The organism is Bacillus sp. 05T31 (assembly GCF_056396725.1).
On sequence record NZ_JBFTMA010000031.1, the window covers coordinates 1 to 16,730 of the forward strand.

Consider the following 16,730-nt stretch of genomic DNA (forward strand, 5'->3'; position numbering starts at 1 on the left):
TCATCAATGCCAGCAATGTATGTGAGCCCTTTTTCACGTAACTCATTTTCGTACTTTGACATTTCTAGAAATTTTTCTCTTTCTTTTTGCGCTAACTCTTTTTGTTTATACCACTTCAAAATTAGTTTTTGAACACCTTTTCGCTCATCTTTCACTAACATTTGAAAACGCTCGTCTTCTTCATTCATAATTTCTTGCAGCAAACATTCCGCTTCATGAATAGTCATTTTTTGCATCTATTTACACTCCTTTTAAACGTAACCAAAAAGAAAAGACGTACAAACGCACGTCTTATACTTCTTCTACTTTTTCCGCATCTTCTACCTGCTCTGCAAACTCTTCTGGTGTTTCAAATGTCATTTTTCCAAATCTTCCACCACGAAGCTCACGAAGTATAAGCTCAGATGTTTTATCATAATCAATCATTCCGCCGCCCATTAAGCAACCTCTATTTTTTCCAATTGCATCAAATAACTCCACAATTTCTTCTGGAATGTCATTTAAATTATATCGCTCTTTTAAACGTTCTGGATAATGTTTTTCCATAAAACGTAACGCATAAATAGCTACATCCTGTAGATTTAATATAGAATCTTTAATTGCACCAGTCGTCGCTAAACGAAGACCAACTAATTCATCTTCAAATTTAGGCCACAAAATACCTGGTGTATCTAATAATTCCATTTCTTTCCCAACTTTAATCCACTGCTGGGCCGTTGTCACACCAGGACGATCTCCTGTTTTTGCTATATTCTTCTTCGCTAATTTATTAATTAGTGTAGATTTACCAACGTTTGGAATACCTACAATTAAAGCACGAATTGCTCTTGGTCTAATGCCTTTAGCAACCATTTTATCGAATTTTTCTTTGACAAGAACTTTACAAGCTGCTGCAATTTCTTTCATACCTTGTCCAGCTTGCGCATTAATTGAAATTGCCTTTTGACCTCTTTCATCAAAATATGCAATCCACTGCTTTGTAAGACGATCATCCGCCATATCCGCTTTATTTAAAACAACAAGCCTTGGTTTATGTGTAATAATTTCATCAATCATTGGATTACGAGAAGATAAAGGTAATCGAGCATCTACAAGCTCAATTACAACATCAATTAAYTTTAATTTTTCTGTTACTTGGCGTCTAGCCTTTGCCATATGTCCTGGGAACCATTGAATTACCATGTTGCCACCTTCTTTTTCTTTTATTTCACAATACGTGCATCTTTTAACGGCCAATATAGCATATTTGCTTTACCAATCACTTGGTCCATTGAAATTGTACCAATCGAACGGCTATCTTTACTAAAACGACGATTATCGCCTAAAACAAATAATTGACCTTCTGGAACAGTTTTCTTTCCTGTCATTTCTTCAAGAGTAAAATCATATGTAAGCGGTCCGTCAGCAAGTTGTTTTTTCTGCTTATCTAAATACGGCTCCTCATAAGGTTTCCCGTTAACATATAGATTGCTTTGATCCATTCCCAAAGTGAGCTCTTCTCTTTCTTCATGCTTTCCCCTCCACTGTTATGTAAGCTGCTCGTATTATACCAAAATTTCATATAGATTGGAAAAAGGGAGCTTGTGTATTTACAAGCTCCCATACATGTCTTATCGAATTTCTTTAATACGTGCTTTTTTACCGCGAAGGTTACGTAAGTAGTATAACTTAGCACGACGTACTTTACCACGGCGAAGTACTTCGATGTTCGCGATTCTTGGCGTGTGAACTGGGAATGTACGCTCAACACCTACACCGTAAGAAATCTTACGAACTGTGAATGTTTCACTGATTCCGCCACCACGACGTTTAATTACAACACCTTCGAAAAGCTGAATTCTTTCACGAGTTCCCTCAACTACTTTTACGTGTACACGTAAAGTGTCTCCAGGACGGAATGAAGGAAGGTCAGTTTTCAATTGGCCTTTTGTGATTTCTGTGATTAATTGTTGCATATTAAATTCTCTCCTTTAAACAGATGCTCTTATAAAGTCTTATTAAATTACAGCGGAACATCGTTAATACGGCTACTGATTTCAGTAGCACAAATGTTATAATAGCATATTGCTAGGACTGTTGCAATAGAAAATATATCAAGCCCTTATCGGTCTTCTTTAATCTGTTCCAGCCATTTCTCTTCTTGCTTAGATAATTCTCGTTCTTCCAGTAAATCCGGTCTACGTGTGTACGTACGACGTAGTGACTCTTTATGGCGCCATTCATCAATGTTTTTATGATTTCCTGACATTAGTACATCCGGTACCTTCATACCACGAAAATCAGCAGGACGTGTATAATGTGGGTGTTCTAACAAACCTGTGCTAAAAGAGTCTTCCACTTGTGACGTTTGATTCCCAAGCACTCCTGGCAAAAGACGTACAACACTGTCAGTGACTACCATAGAAGCCAATTCTCCACCCGTTAATACGTAATCCCCAATAGAAATCTCATCTGTTACAAGATGCTCACGAATTCGTTCATCGTATCCTTCATAATGACCACATACAAAAATAACATGCTCTTCTCCAGCAAGCTCTTCTGCCTTCTTCTGCGTGAAACGCTCTCCTTGTGGACACATTAAGACGATTCTCGGCTTACGGTCTGTTTCCTTCGTTAACTCTTCTACTGCGTCAAAGATAGGCTGTGGGGTTAATACCATACCAGCGCCCCCACCATACGGATAATCATCTACACTATTATGCTTACTAGTTGTATACTCACGAAAATTGACAACACGAAGCTCTACCGCTTCTTTTTCTTGTGCTTTCTTTAAAATTGAAGAACCAAATACACCCGTAAACATATCTGGAAACAATGTTAAAATGTCAATTTTCATTATAGTAGCCCTTCCATTACATGAATGGTTACTAATTTATTTTCAATGTTAACTTGAAGTACAACGTCATCAATATAAGGAATTAACAAATCTTGACCCTTTGGACGTTTAATCACCCAAACGTCATTCGCACCAGGAGATAGAATCTCTTTGATTGTCCCTAACGCTTCTCCTTCTTCCGTTACAACGTTGCAACCAATAATTTCATGGTAGTAGTATTCACCTTCAGCTAGTTCGCCTAACTGCTCTTCTGGTACTTTTATTAAAGAACCTTTTAACTTCTCTACTTCATCTACATTGTTGTATCCTTCAAGTGTTAATAAATCAAATGTCTTATGTTGACGATGAGAAGTTACCTTCACTGTAAGATAGTCTGTACCTTTCTCATCCCATATGTATAACGTGTTCCCTACTTTATATCGCTCTTCTGGAAAATCAGTACGAGAAATAACACGAATTTCTCCTTTTACGCCATGAGTATTTACAATTTTCCCTACATTAAACCATTTTGTCATAAATAGTATGTCACCCCTGGTTTCTATATAAATTAAGCATTTCCATTTTATATATGGAACATGCAATTTCTCTTTAAATGTTAAAAAAGGGAGAGGAAATAACTCCTCGCCCTTTTTACGTTTATTGAATTTCCAGTGTGACGTTCTCATCATTATGATGTCCCACTGAATACAAGAGCATTCTAATCGCTTTCGCAACTTTCCCTTGCTTTCCAATGACTTTTCCAACATCCTCAGGATGTACAGTTAATCGATACTTTATTTCTCCGTTGCAAAGTTCCTGTGTAACTTTTACATCTCCAGGATGATCCACAAGAGGTTTAACAATTGTCTCGACTAACATTTTCATTGTCATTGCCTCAATTACTTACCTTGTTTAGATAAGTGGAATTTCTCCATGATACCTTGGTTAGAGAAAAGGTTACGAACTGTATCAGATGGTTTAGCACCATTTCCTAACCATTTTAATGCTGCTTCTTCGTTGATCTTAACTTCCGCTGGTTGAGCAACCGGATTGTAAGTACCGATTTCCTCAATGAAACGTCCGTCACGAGGAGAACGAGAATCTGCAACAACTACACGATAGAAAGGAGTTTTTTTAGCTCCCATACGTTTTAAACGAATTTTAACTGCCATTTATAAAGCACCTCCGAATTTATTTCACACAGATAATTATATTAGCAAAAAGACTATTGCTTTGTAAAGTATTTTTTCTTAACAGAGCCATCTTTTTTCCTTACATGAATGGAAACTTCAATCCACCTAGTCCTTTTTTCTTACCTTTTTGCATTCCCGTCATCGTCTTCATCATTTTTTTCATATCATCAAATTGCTTGATTAGACGATTGATTTCTTGTACCGTTGTACCGCTACCTTTGGCAATGCGTTTTTTACGACTAGCATTGATTATTTCCGGTTGTTCTCGTTCTACTTTAGTCATAGAACGAATAATTGCCTCAATATGCCCAATTTGTTTTTCATCAACTTGTGCATTTTTCAGCCCTTTAATTTTATTTGCACCAGGAAGCATTCCTAACAATTCGTCAAGCGGTCCAAGTTGACGCACTTGTCCAAGTTGTTCTAGGAAATCGTCAAGCGTAAACGAAAGCGTACGCATTTTTTGCTCAAGTTCTTTTGCTTTCTCTTCATCAACTGTAGCTTGCGCTTTTTCAATTAATGTTAAGACGTCGCCCATCCCTAAAATACGGGATGCCATACGTTCTGGATGGAACGCTTCAATTGCATCTAGTTTTTCACCCATACCAGCAAATTTAATTGGTGTATTTGTTACAGCCTTAATAGATAATGCCGCACCACCGCGCGTATCACCATCTAATTTCGTTAATACAACACCTGTTAATCCTAACTGTTCATGGAAACTTTGTGCTACATTTACCGCGTCTTGTCCTGTCATCGCATCGACAACAAGGAAAATTTCATCCGGTTTCGCAACTTCTTTGACTTTCGCTAATTCACCCATTAGTTCTTCATCAATATGCAGGCGACCCGCTGTATCGATTAAAACGTAATCGTGATGATCTTCTTTTGCTTTCGCAATCGCTTGTTTCGCAATTTCAACCGGACTTACTTGATCTCCTAAGGAGAAAACAGGCATGTCCAATTGCTTCCCTAATGTTTCAAGCTGTTTAATCGCTGCTGGACGGTAAATATCCGCTGCAACAAGCATCGGTTTACGATTATGCTTTTTACGAAGCAAATTTGCAAGCTTACCTGTCGTCGTTGTTTTACCCGCACCTTGCAGACCAACCATCATTATAACAGTAGGTGGCTTATTAGCAACAGCAATTTTGCTTTGCTCTCCGCCCATAAGTTCTGTAAGTTCTTCCTGTACGATTTTAATTACTTGTTGTCCAGGTGTCAAACTTTTCATTACATCTTGTCCGACAGCACGCTCAGACACACGCTTTATAAAATCTTTTACTACTTTAAAGTTAACATCCGCTTCTAAAAGAGCTAGACGAACTTCTCTCATCATTTCTTTTACATCGGCTTCAGAAACTTTTCCTTTGCCGCGGATTTTTTGCATTGTCTGTTGAAGTCGGTCGGCTAATCCTTCAAATGCCATATTGCCGCCCTCCTAATCTAATTTTTCGATAGCTTCAACAACTTGTTTCATTTCTTCATTYACATGCTCTTCTTCGCTGAKTAGCTGTTTTAGCTTTGCAACAAGTCGCTGTCGCTCTTGAAACTTTTGAAGTAATACTAATTTATCTTCATATTCTTCAAGCATCGCTTCAGTCCGTTTAATGTTATCATACACGGCTTGGCGACTTACATCAAATTCTTCCGCAATTTCACCAAGAGATAAATCATCTAGATAATAAAGCGACATATAACTTCTTTGTTTTTGCGTTAACAACGATTGATAAAAATCAAATAAATAGTTCATTCTCGTTGTTTTCTCGAGCATGTTGGATCATCCTTTGTTAAGTGATTTCCCTTTACATGACTTAGTTTACATGGAGTATAAAAGAGTGTCAAGTTTTTTTCTTAACATCACATATTTTTATAAAAAAGAAGCGGAAATACCACTTCTTTCACTTACACTTCTTCTGTTTCTACTACGTTCGCAAACAAACCATAAACATATTGTTCTGGATCAAACTGTTGCAGATCATCCATTTGCTCTCCTAGCCCAACAAATTTCACCGGAACATCCATTTCGTTACGAATCGCTAAGACGATACCACCTTTAGCAGTTCCATCTAACTTCGTTAAAACAATACCAGTAACATTCGTGGCTTCACGGAATGTTTTCGCTTGACTTAAACCATTTTGCCCTGTTGTTGCATCAATAACAAGTAATACTTCATGAGGAGCCCCTGGTACTTCACGCTCAATTACRCGCTTCACTTTCTCTAACTCATTCATTAAGTTTACTTTATTTTGTAAGCGTCCCGCTGTATCACATAGCAATACATCCACTTTACGGGCCTTTGCCGCTTGTACAGCATCATACATAACAGCCGCTGGATCAGATCCTGACCCTTGYTTAATTACTTCTACACCAACACGATCGCCCCATACTTCTAATTGCTCAATCGCCCCAGCACGGAATGTATCTCCTGCCGCCAATAGGACAGACTTACCTTCTGATTTAAATTTATGTGCAAGCTTACCAATCGTCGTCGTTTTCCCCACACCATTCACACCAACAAATAAAACTACTGTTAATTGATCCTCTTGTATATTAACTTCATTACTAAAATCGCTGTCACCTTTGTAAATTCCCACTAGCTTTTCAGAAATAACAGCCTGTACTTCTTTCGGATCTTGAATGTTACGACGTTGCACTTCTTCTTTCAACTGATCAATTAATTCCATCACTGTCGAAACTCCGACATCCGCACTAATTAAAATTTCTTCTAATTCTTCAAAGAAATCTTCGTCTATTTTGCGGTAACGGTACACTAAGTCATTTACTTTATCAGCAAATGAATTTCTCGTTTTTTCTAATCCTTGTTTAAACTTCTCTGTTACCGTATCCGTTTGTTTTGAAATTTTTTCTTTTAATTTTTTTAAAAAGCTCATACTTCCCATCCTTCCTATCTACTTGCAACAAGTTCTTCGCCATCATCTAAACGAACAGAAACAAGCTTCGATACCCCTGATTCTTGCATTGTTACACCGTACAATACATCAGACTCTTCCATTGTACCTTTTCGGTGTGTAATTACAATAAACTGCGTTTCATCACTAAATTTCTTTAAATACTGCGCAAAACGAGCAACGTTTGCCTCATCAAGAGCTGCTTCCACTTCATCTAGAACACAGAATGGAACTGGGCGTACTTTTAAAATACCAAATAAGAGCGCAATTGCCGTTAAAGCACGCTCTCCCCCTGAAAGTAAACCTAAATTTTGTAGTTTCTTCCCTGGTGGTTGCGCTACAATATCAATACCCGTATTTAGTAAATCTTCTGGGTTCGTCATTACTAAATCCGCTCTTCCACCTCCGAATAATTCAGAGAATACAGATTGAAACTCTGTTCGAATCCCTTCGAATGTAGTAGAAAAGCGTTTTTTCATCTCTTCATCCATTTCCGTAATAAGTTGATGCAATGTCGATTTCGCTTCTTCTAGATCATCTCTTTGCTCTAATAAGAATGTATGGCGCTCTGCTACACGTTCATACTCATCAATCGCCCCTAAATTTACTGCGCCTAACTCTTCAATGGATAGTTTAATTAGTTTCACCTTTTTACGTGCATCTTCTGCAGGCATCATCATTGTATACTTAAGTTTTGCTGCTTCAAATGAAATAGTATATGTTTCACGTAAATGTTGCAATCTATTTTCCAGCTCTACATCAAGTCGGTTAATTTTCACTTCTTGATCTTTCAGCATCTCAAGAATATATTTATGTTTACCTATTGTTTCTTTCACACCGCGCTCTAAATACTCGACTCTTTCTTGCAATGATACGCGTTGTTCACGACGAGAACGAATTAACTCCGAAGTTTGATTACGATCATACGCTTTCTTCTCAATCATATTCGTAATTTGTTCTTCGCCACTTGAATTAGATGTCATCTCTTGCTTTAAGAACGCTAAATCTTCTTTCGTTTTTACAAGCGTCGCATCAGTCTCTTCTTTTTCCTTCGTCAATCGTTCGACTTTTTCTTTTTGATTAGACAAACGTTGTTGTTGTTCAGCAGCTTGTACTTTTAGCTCCGTCATTTCCTTCTGAACTTTTTCTTTTGAAGAATATTGTTCACTTTTTTGTTTCGTTAAAACGACGATTTTGCTATCTAATTCCCCAATCTCAGCTTGAAGAGTCGCTAAAATCTTTTCTAACTCTTCTTTGCGCCCTTGCATTTTTACTTGATCTTGTAAAAATCCTTCAATCTCTAAATCGTAAATCGATAAACGATCATTAATACGATGTTCATCTAATTCTAAACGATTAATTTCTTCTCTTAGCTTCTGTTCATCTACACGTTCGGTCTCTACACCTTGGCGTAGCTCTCGTATTTGTACTTCTTTTTCTTGAATCTCTTGCTTTACTGCTTTAACAAAGTTTTCTAGCTTCGTTGTTTTTTCTTCCATGTCAGTTAGTTTTTTAGTCCACTCTTCAAGTTCACGTTGACGTCCCAATAAAGAGGATTTCGCCTGTTTTACAGCTCCACCCGTCATAGAACCACCCGGGTTCACTACGTCACCTTCGAGTGTTACAATACGATAGCGGTATTGCAGTTGTTTCGCTAACTCATTTGCTCCGCGTAAATCTTTCGCAACAACAACTGTACCTAATAAACTTGAAACTACATTCTCATATTTATTATTGTACTGCACAAGTTCTGCCGCTACACCGACAAACGATGGATGCTGATTCACAATGCGTAATTGATCAAATGATAGCGATCGGCTTTTAATAACAGCTTGAGGTAAAAACGTTGCACGGCCATGTTTATTTTGCTTTAAAAATGCAATTGCATTACGAGCATGCTCTTCTGTTTGTACTACGATATGTTGCATCGCTGCCCCAAGGGCGATTTCCATTGCGATTTCATATTCTTTCGGCACAGTCAGAAGTTCTGCAACAGCTCCCTCAATACCTTGTAGTCTATTTTCTCTAGCCTTTAATACTTCACGTACCCCTTGATAGAAGCCAGAGTAGTCCTCTTGCATCTCTTCTAACATTTCTTTCCGAGAGCGCGCCTGTTGCACAAATTGATACGCTTGATACAGTTTCGTTTCATTTTCACTATACTGTGACTTACATTTCCYAAGTGCCGTTTCTGTCTTCTGTATGTTAGAAATAATGCCAGCTATTTTCTCTCTCGCTTGCTCATAACTGTCTACAAGTTTCGCCTTTTTCGCTGTAATTTCCACACGCATCTGTACATACTTTTCATTTTCTTCATCAAGTCGTTCGTTTTTAGAGTTTTGCTGTTTTGATTGTTCTTCAATCATAGATAATTCATTACGAAGACTTGCTTGTTGATTTAAAAGTTCAATATAGTCACCTTTTAAATTCTCAATTTGTTCCTCTAAATTCTCAGCAAAAGTCGCAAGTAATTGCTCGTTATCATGCAATTTCTTCTCCAATTCTTTTACTTGATTCACAAATTGCATTAAAGCTTCTGTACTTGTTTCAATTTCGCCATCATAACTTGTAGTTTTCTCTGTTAACTCAACAATTAGCTTTTCAAGCTGCGCACAATGTGTCGTTGCATTTTGCTTTCTTTCCTTTAACAGCTCGCGTTGCCCTTCTAGTTTTTCTAGTTCTTTACTAGACAGAAGTAGAACTTCTTGTAAGGAATTTACAGATTCATCAACGGCTTGTAATTGCCCGCGTAATTCCTCAAGCTCTTCTTCACTTTTTTGTAAGTTCGCCGACATTTTAGCTTCTTCATCTTTATTATGCCCAAATTGATTTCGAAGCGCTTCCCACTTTTCATGTAATTCTTCAATTTCATGTACAATAAGCGCAGCTTCTACTTTCTCTAATTCTTCTTTTTTCTCAAGATAATCTTTCGCAATAGAAGCTTGTCTTTCTAGTGGTTCTACTTGACTACTTAATTCGTGAATAATATCTTGTACACGATTTAAGTTTTCTTGTGTTTCCGCCAATTTCCCTTCAGCTTTCTTTTTACGAAGTTTATATTTCAGCACACCCGCAGCTTCTTCAAATACACCACGACGTTCTTCTGATTTACTACTCAAAATCTCTTCGACTTTCCCCTGGCTAATAATCGAAAAAGCTTCCCTTCCCATACCAGAGTCCATAAATAAATCAATAATATCTTTTAATCTACAAGATTGTTTATTAATATAAAAATCACTATCACCCGAACGAGATACACGACGCGTTACACACACCTCGTTATACTCAATCGGTAAGCGTTGGTCTTCATTATTTAAAGTTAATGTAACTTCAGCAACATTAACCGCTCTTCTCGTATCACTGCCGGCAAAAATAATATCCTCCATCTTTGCACCGCGTAATGACTTTGCAGATTGTTCACCAAGTACCCAGYGAATTGCATCAGTAATATTACTTTTCCCGCTCCCGTTAGGTCCTACTACAGAAGTTACACCTGGAACAAAATCGACAGATACACGCTCAGCAAAAGACTTAAATCCTGCTATTTCTAATCTTTTTAAAAACACGAAAGGCCTTCCTCCTATTCTCCGTTGTTGTAAACGTTGTCTGTACGAAAACAAACTACTATACGGATTTCCCACTCCTTTTATTTATAAATAAAAGGAAAGTTTCATTCTATGCATAAGGAATCCCCCTCATTCAAAGGGGGATTCCTCATGATTGTTCTTTTAATTTTTTCAATGCTTCTGCAGCAGCTTGTTGCTCTGCCTCTTTTTTTGACTTACCACTTCCAAGACCTAATGCCTCATTATTTAAAGTTACACGGGACACAAATTCTCGGTTGTGGGCCGGTCCTTTTTCTTGCAAAATTTGATACTCAACATTGCCACTACCATCACGCTGAATCAATTCTTGCAATTGACTCTTATAATCCATCACATGAGAAAAAGCACCTTCATTAATTTTCGGATATACAACTTCTTTTAAGTATCCCCAAACTGTTTCTAGCCCTTGATCAAGATAAAGGGCACCAATAAACGCTTCAAAGACATCCGCTAATAAAGCTGGTCGTTCACGTCCACCCGTCATTTCCTCACCTTTCCCTAATAAAACAAGGCTACCAAATGACATTTCGTTTGCAAAACGAACAAGAGATGGCTCACATACAATAGCTGCACGTAGTTTTGTTAACTCTCCTTCGCTCATTGTCGGATATTTTTGAAACAGATACTGTGATACAGTGAGTTCCAATACAGCATCGCCAAGAAACTCAAGACGCTCATTGTCCTCATGCGGTTTTTTTCGATGCTCATTCACATACGATGAATGCGTAAACGCTTGAATCAATAATTTTTCATCTGTAAACGTAATACCTATCTCTTCTTGAAATACTTTAAAAGCTTCACGATATTTTGCTTCGTATTTTTTTTCTCTATGTTTTCGGTACGGCATAGGTCCCTCCAGATATAAGCCGAGAAGCCCCGTTAAAGAACGGGACTTCACTTAAGCATTATAGATGACTCTCTATGTAAGTCACAGCATCGCCAACAGTAGCAATCTTTTCAGCATCTTCATCAGAAATTTCCATTTCGAATTCATCTTCTAATTGCATTACAAGTTCTACTACATCTAGGGAGTCTGCGCCTAAATCTTCTTTGAAGCTTGCAGCTGGTACTACTTCAGTTTCTTCTACTCCTAAACGATCAACGACAATTTTGGTTACACGCTCTAAAACATCTGCCATTCTATTCACCTCCCCTCAAATATTATATAAAATATTGTCCAAAAAAACTAGGTGAAATCGATTCTTTTATTACATTACCATACCGCCATCAACATTTAACGTTTGACCTGTAACATATTTACTTTGATCAGAAGCAAAAAACGTTACAGTATTTGCGATATCTTGTGCTTCTCCAAACTGAGCTGCAGGAATTAATTTTAACATTTCGGCTTTTATATTTTCATCTAATACATCCGTCATATCAGTCGCAATAAACCCTGGAGCAATCGCATTTACAGTAATATTTCGGCTCGCTAATTCTTTTGCTGATGTTTTTGTTAATCCAATTACACCAGCTTTAGCAGCAACATAATTTGCTTGTCCTGGGTTTCCTGTTACACCAACAACAGAAGCGATATTAATAATACGTCCATGACGTTGACGCATCATATAGCGCGATACTGCTTTCGTACATAAGAAAACACCTTTTAAGTTTGTATTAATAACTGTATCCCATTCTTCTTCTTTCATACGCATTAATAAATTATCTTTTGTTACACCAGCGTTATTTACAAGAATATCAACTTGTCCAAACGTATCTACAGTTTGTTTCACCATTGCAGTAACATCATCAGCATTTGCAACATCTGCTCTTACTGCAATGGCATCTGAACCTAATTTCTTTATTTCATCAACTACTTCATTCGCCTTTTGCTCATTACCAGCATAATTCACTACAACATTTGCCCCTTGTTTCGCTAAATCAATAGCAATCGCACGACCAATCCCACGTGAAGCACCAGTTACTAATGCTACTTTCCCTTTTAACATCAGCTTTCTCCTCTCAAATTTGAAATGGTATCTTTTAATGTCTCTTCATCATATACCGCATATGCTTTCACTGAAGAATCAATCGACTTCATAAGACCAGCAAGTACTTTTCCAGGTCCGATTTCAATAAATGTATCTACCCCTTGATTCACCATATACTCAATAGATGGGTACCATAATACAGGCGAATAGAGCTRTTCAATTAGCTTTGCTTGAATATCTGTACCACGCGTAATAACATCTGCCGTAACATTTGCAATAACAGGAATATTCGTGTCTTGAATTGTAATTTCATTTAAAACACTTTGGAATTTCTCAGCAGCTGGTTTCATAAGCGAGGAATGAAACGGTCCACTTACTTTGAGCGGAATTGCTCTTTTAGCACCATTTTCTTTCGCTCTTTGAGAAGCAAGCTCTACTCCTTGCTTTGTTCCAGAAATAACAATTTGCTTCGTACTATTCATATTAGCAATTTGTACTGCATATCCTTCACTTGTTACTTCTTCTGTAACTCGTTTCAGCATATCCGGATCCGCACCTAAAATAGCTGCCATTGCACCTTCCCCGCCTGGAACAGCTTCTTCCATATATTCCCCGCGTTTCCTTACAGCATATACAGCGTCTTCGAATGTTAATGCACCAGCAGCTACAAGAGCGCTATATTCACCTAAACTATGTCCTGCGACAAAATCAGGTGTAATATCATACTCCTTCAAAGCTGTTAAAATTGCAAAGCTCGTTGTTAATAGTGCCGGCTGCGCATTTGTCGTTAATGTTAACTTTTCTTGCGGTCCTTCAAAAATCACTTCTGAAAGAGAATCATGCAAAACCTCATCCGCTTTTGCAAACACTTTCGCAACCTCTTTATTATTCTCCGCTAACTGTCTACCCATTCCAACTGCCTGTGAACCTTGGCCCGGAAAAAGAAATGCTATTTTTCCCATTTCAAATCCTCCTCTTATTGAAGCGGCTCCTTCTCCATTACACTTGAAATTGTAGGAATTACTTCTTTCGCTACCATTTCTCTCGTTTGACGAATCGCACTAAATATCGATTGGTCATTAGAAGAACCGTGAGCCTTAATGACAGGAGCTTTCAATCCAAACAACGCCGCTCCCCCATACTCCGAATAATCCATTTTATCTTTCAATACCATAAGTTTTGGTTTTAATACCGCTGCTGCTAATTTGCTCGTAAACGAACTCATTAATTGTTCTTTTAACATAGAGAATAACGCAAGTGCTGTTCCTTCTAATGATTTTAGCGCTACATTACCCGTAAAACCATCACATACAACAACGTCTGCTACACCTTGCAATAAATCTCTTGATTCAACGTTTCCAACGAAATTAATTGGTGCATCCTTGAGCATAGCAAAGACTTGTTTTGAAAGCTCGTTTCCTTTACCATCCTCTGTTCCAACGTTTAAAAGTCCAACGCGTGGATTTTTAATCCCTCTTACCTTCTCTGCGTAAACAGAGCCCATTACTGCATATTGATATAAATGAATTGGTTTTGCATCAACGTTGGCTCCAACATCTAACATAACAAAACCTTCTCCATCAACAGTTGGCATTGTAGGTGATAAAGCTGGTCGTTCAATTCCTTCCATACGACCAACAACAAACAATCCAGCTGCCATCAAAGCTCCTGTACTACCTGCTGATATACAAGCATCCGCTACGCCGTCTTTTACTTGCTGCGCCGCTAGTACCATTGAAGCTTGTTTTTTTCGACGAACCGCTCTTACTGGTTCGTCTGTCGATTCGATTTTTTCGTCCGTATGAAGTATAGTAATTCGCTCTTCACTCGTTAAATATTGACGAATCCCCTCTTCTTTCCCTACTAAAGTAATATGTAAATCTGAGTATTCCTTAATAGCTTTCATTGCTCCTAATACTACAGCCTTTGGTGCATGATCGCCGCCCATTGCATCTATTGCGATTTTCATAAGTTGTTACCTTCCTCACTATAATTACTAGATCGATACATTTCAAAAGTGCCTGTAAAGACAAGTTCTTCTCCAACAAAACTACGCACTTTGACAACCGTCCGTCCTTTATCATTCTCTACATCTTCAACACGTACTTTTGCAACAACACGCTCTCCTAATTTTACAGGACGAATATATCGAATGGTGGACTTTGCAGTTAAAGCTAATTCTTCATCAATAACCGCAACAGCTAGTGAGTTTGCTTGTGCAAACAAATGATGCCCACGAGCAATTTGATTTCTTTTAAATACATGCTCTACCTTTACTTCAAAGATAGAAATCGCATGTCTATCTAATTCTATATCAATAATTTCTCCGACAACCTCTTCTAACGGTAAAGATTTCACATCTTCTTCATGTTGTTTTGTAGCCACATGCTTAATTCGTTCTCTTAATTCAGGAATAGATAATTCCATACGATCAAGACGAACAGTTTGTATGCTCACTTGAAATTTTTCCGCTAAATCTTCATCCGTTATAAAAGGATTCGTTTCTATTGTTTGTTGTAATAATTCTTGTCTTTCTTTTTTACTTCTTCTTTTTTTCATACCGCACCATCCATTTTTATGACTAGGTACTAAAAGTAGTATATAATCATTAAAAGTAGAATGCAACAAAAACTTTTGCAGACTACTTTTAATCGAGCTTCTCTCCCTGGAACACACCTGTCCCATCAAGATAAGTACGCAGCGAAGCATACTGATCATTATGCCAAAACGCTTCTGAATCAACTAGTATCGCTGCATCTTGTCTTGCTGTTTCTAACGCCCGATAATCATGTACCATATCAGCAACCTTAAATTCTGGTAGACCACTTTGCTTACTTCCAAAGAAATCCCCAGGACCTCGTAACTCTAAATCTTTTTCTGACAATACAAATCCATCATTTGTTTCAGTCATAATGCGCATTCTTTCTTTTCCCGTTTCTGATTTCGGGTCCGCAATTAATAAACAATATGATTGTTCACTACCACGCCCAACACGCCCCCTCAGCTGATGGAGCTGTGATAAACCGAAACGTTCCGCGTCATAAATAACCATAACAGTCGCATTTGGTACATTCACGCCTACTTCAACAACTGTTGTCGACACAAGAATTTGCACTTTATTTTCACTAAACTGTCCCATTATCTCTTCTTTTTCTTGAGATGATAGTCTCCCATGCATTAATCCAACTTGGCATTTCCCTTGATAATGATGMGTCAGCATACTATGTAAGTCGATAGCATTTTGTACATCAAGCTTCTCAGACTCTTCAATAAGAGGGCAAATAACATATGCCTGTCTTCCTTTTTTTATCTCTTTCTCCACAAAGCCGAGGACACGATCTAACATATCATGTTTTGCCCAGTACGTTTCGATTACCTTTCTACCAGCTGGCATTTCGTCGATAATAGAAACGTCCATCTCTCCAAATGCRGTGATAGMTAACGTACGCGGGATTGGGGTCGCCGTCATAAACAATACATCTGGACTTTCACCTTTCTCACGTAAAACCCGGCGCTGCGCCACACCAAATCGATGCTGTTCATCGGTAATAACGAGACCTAACCTATGAAATATAACTTCGTCTTGAATTAAAGCGTGCGTTCCAACAAGGATGTCTACTTCTCCCTGTTCTAATCTCGACAAAATTTCTCGACGTCTCGCACCTTTAACAGAACTTGTTAGCAATTCAACCTTCATACCGAAATGTGAAAACGTCTCCGCGAGCGACTGATAATGTTGCTCGGCTAAAATTTCTGTAGGAACCATCAAAGCACCTTGATAATGAGCCAATTTCGCCGCATAAAGAGCAATCGCAGCAACAACTGTTTTCCCAGAACCTACATCCCCTTGCAATAATCGATTCATTCGGTACGGAGATATCATATCTTTCATTATTTCATCTACAACCCGGCGTTGTGCGCCAGTTAATGGAAACGGAAGCGCATCAGTAAACTCTTGCAATTCTACTAATGAAATTTCCTTTTTCGTCCCTTTCGAGTTTTCCCTTTCCATTTTCCGTAATGTTTGCATTTTCAACTGAAACAAGAAAAACTCCTCATATACAAAACGGCGACGCGCTTGCTTTAAGTCTTCCTGTCCCACTGGAAAATGTAACCCTCTGAGCGCTTCATAGCGTGATAATAATTTATATCGACTTAACAAACCATCTGGTAACACTTCGACTATAGAATCTCCATACTCCTTAAATGCTTGTGCAACAAACCGGCGCATCTGTTTTACTGTCAGTTTTCCTTTCACTGAATATACAGGTTC

General features: G+C 38.1%; 17 protein-coding genes and 2 pseudogenes. All 19 read right to left on the reverse strand.

Annotation, left to right across the window (positions count from 1 at the left end; genetic code table 11):
* Positions 1–236: pseudogene (locus AC1DJR_RS03845) on the reverse strand (ribonuclease HII); the annotation flags it as partial.
* 55 nt (positions 237–291) lie between these two features.
* On the reverse strand, positions 292–1,182 hold the full coding sequence (gene ylqF / locus AC1DJR_RS03850; RefSeq protein ID WP_002128821.1) for a ribosome biogenesis GTPase YlqF: 891 nt from the start codon (positions 1,180–1,182) through the stop codon (positions 292–294).
* Positions 1,183–1,202: 20 nt separating this feature from the next.
* A pseudogene (gene lepB, locus AC1DJR_RS03855) lies at positions 1,203–1,466 on the reverse strand (signal peptidase I); the annotation flags it as partial.
* A 144-nt stretch (positions 1,467–1,610) separates the two neighbouring features.
* Positions 1,611–1,955 (reverse strand): 50S ribosomal protein L19, encoded by a 345-nt coding sequence (gene rplS, locus AC1DJR_RS03860; protein WP_002014524.1) that lies wholly within the window; start codon positions 1,953–1,955, stop codon positions 1,611–1,613.
* 146 nt (positions 1,956–2,101) lie between these two features.
* A complete protein-coding gene (gene trmD / locus AC1DJR_RS03865) occupies positions 2,102–2,836 on the reverse strand; it encodes a tRNA (guanosine(37)-N1)-methyltransferase TrmD (protein ID WP_002014522.1) in 735 nt (244 codons plus the stop codon).
* The gene (rimM, locus tag AC1DJR_RS03870; protein ID WP_002014521.1) at positions 2,836–3,351 is read right to left on the reverse strand and encodes a ribosome maturation factor RimM; all 516 of its coding nucleotides are present in this window, start codon (positions 3,349–3,351) and stop codon (positions 2,836–2,838) included. Before rimM ends, trmD begins: the two co-directional genes overlap by 1 nt.
* A gap of 121 nt (positions 3,352–3,472) precedes the next feature.
* Positions 3,473–3,700, reverse strand: coding sequence for a KH domain-containing protein (locus tag AC1DJR_RS03875; RefSeq protein WP_002088196.1), 228 nt, complete (start codon positions 3,698–3,700; stop codon positions 3,473–3,475).
* Between the two features lie 14 nt (positions 3,701–3,714).
* The gene (rpsP, locus tag AC1DJR_RS03880) at positions 3,715–3,987 is read right to left on the reverse strand and encodes a 30S ribosomal protein S16 (RefSeq protein WP_000268750.1); all 273 of its coding nucleotides are present in this window, start codon (positions 3,985–3,987) and stop codon (positions 3,715–3,717) included.
* A gap of 100 nt (positions 3,988–4,087) precedes the next feature.
* The gene (gene ffh / locus AC1DJR_RS03885; RefSeq protein ID WP_002014519.1) at positions 4,088–5,437 is read right to left on the reverse strand and encodes a signal recognition particle protein; all 1,350 of its coding nucleotides are present in this window, start codon (positions 5,435–5,437) and stop codon (positions 4,088–4,090) included.
* Positions 5,438–5,449: 12 nt separating this feature from the next.
* A complete protein-coding gene (locus tag AC1DJR_RS03890) occupies positions 5,450–5,782 on the reverse strand; it encodes a putative DNA-binding protein (RefSeq protein WP_477002053.1) in 333 nt (110 codons plus the stop codon).
* A 131-nt stretch (positions 5,783–5,913) separates the two neighbouring features.
* Entirely contained in the window at positions 5,914–6,903 is a 990-nt protein-coding gene (ftsY, locus tag AC1DJR_RS03895) for a signal recognition particle-docking protein FtsY (protein WP_002088200.1), read from the reverse strand.
* A gap of 14 nt (positions 6,904–6,917) precedes the next feature.
* Entirely contained in the window at positions 6,918–10,487 is a 3,570-nt protein-coding gene (smc, locus tag AC1DJR_RS03900; protein WP_477002054.1) for a chromosome segregation protein SMC, read from the reverse strand.
* 148 nt (positions 10,488–10,635) lie between these two features.
* Positions 10,636–11,373: a ribonuclease III gene (rncS, locus tag AC1DJR_RS03905; protein WP_002033792.1), complete on the reverse strand. Its 738-nt coding sequence runs from the start codon at positions 11,371–11,373 to the stop codon at positions 10,636–10,638.
* Between the two features lie 58 nt (positions 11,374–11,431).
* Entirely contained in the window at positions 11,432–11,665 is a 234-nt protein-coding gene (gene acpP, locus AC1DJR_RS03910; protein ID WP_002014515.1) for an acyl carrier protein, read from the reverse strand.
* A 69-nt stretch (positions 11,666–11,734) separates the two neighbouring features.
* Positions 11,735–12,475, reverse strand: a complete 741-nt coding sequence (fabG, locus tag AC1DJR_RS03915) for a 3-oxoacyl-[acyl-carrier-protein] reductase (protein WP_002014514.1) — start codon at positions 12,473–12,475, stop codon at positions 11,735–11,737.
* Entirely contained in the window at positions 12,475–13,419 is a 945-nt protein-coding gene (gene fabD / locus AC1DJR_RS03920; RefSeq protein WP_477002055.1) for an ACP S-malonyltransferase, read from the reverse strand. The genes fabG and fabD overlap by 1 nt, the downstream gene beginning before the upstream one ends.
* Positions 13,420–13,433: 14 nt before the next feature.
* The gene (plsX, locus tag AC1DJR_RS03925) at positions 13,434–14,426 is read right to left on the reverse strand and encodes a phosphate acyltransferase PlsX (protein WP_002128828.1); all 993 of its coding nucleotides are present in this window, start codon (positions 14,424–14,426) and stop codon (positions 13,434–13,436) included.
* Positions 14,423–15,016 (reverse strand): transcription factor FapR, encoded by a 594-nt coding sequence (fapR, locus tag AC1DJR_RS03930; protein ID WP_000747354.1) that lies wholly within the window; start codon positions 15,014–15,016, stop codon positions 14,423–14,425. Before fapR ends, plsX begins: the two co-directional genes overlap by 4 nt.
* 88 nt (positions 15,017–15,104) lie before the next feature.
* A partial coding sequence (gene recG, locus AC1DJR_RS03935) for an ATP-dependent DNA helicase RecG (protein ID WP_477002056.1) occupies positions 15,105–16,730 on the reverse strand: 1,626 nt, incomplete at its 5' end.

Bases quoted from the DNA above. Each gene is read 5' to 3' on its own strand.
- rncS (WP_002033792.1), bottom strand. From the start codon at position 11,373: ATGCCGTACCGAAAACATAGAGAAAAAAAATACGAAGCAAAATATCGT.
- rplS (WP_002014524.1), bottom strand. From the start codon at position 1,955: ATGCAACAATTAATCACAGAAATCACAAAAGGCCAATTGAAAACTGAC.
- acpP (WP_002014515.1), bottom strand. From the start codon at position 11,665: ATGGCAGATGTTTTAGAGCGTGTAACCAAAATTGTCGTTGATCGTTTA.
- ffh (WP_002014519.1), bottom strand. From the start codon at position 5,437: ATGGCATTTGAAGGATTAGCCGACCGACTTCAACAGACAATGCAAAAA.
- rpsP (WP_000268750.1), bottom strand. From the start codon at position 3,987: ATGGCAGTTAAAATTCGTTTAAAACGTATGGGAGCTAAAAAAACTCCT.
- fapR (WP_000747354.1), bottom strand. From the start codon at position 15,016: ATGAAAAAAAGAAGAAGTAAAAAAGAAAGACAAGAATTATTACAACAA.
- fabG (WP_002014514.1), bottom strand. From the start codon at position 12,475: ATGTTAAAAGGGAAAGTAGCATTAGTAACTGGTGCTTCACGTGGGATT.
- plsX (WP_002128828.1), bottom strand. From the start codon at position 14,426: ATGAAAATCGCAATAGATGCAATGGGCGGCGATCATGCACCAAAGGCT.
- trmD (WP_002014522.1), bottom strand. From the start codon at position 2,836: ATGAAAATTGACATTTTAACATTGTTTCCAGATATGTTTACGGGTGTA.
- rimM (WP_002014521.1), bottom strand. From the start codon at position 3,351: ATGACAAAATGGTTTAATGTAGGGAAAATTGTAAATACTCATGGCGTA.
- AC1DJR_RS03875 (WP_002088196.1), bottom strand. From the start codon at position 3,700: ATGAAAATGTTAGTCGAGACAATTGTTAAACCTCTTGTGGATCATCCT.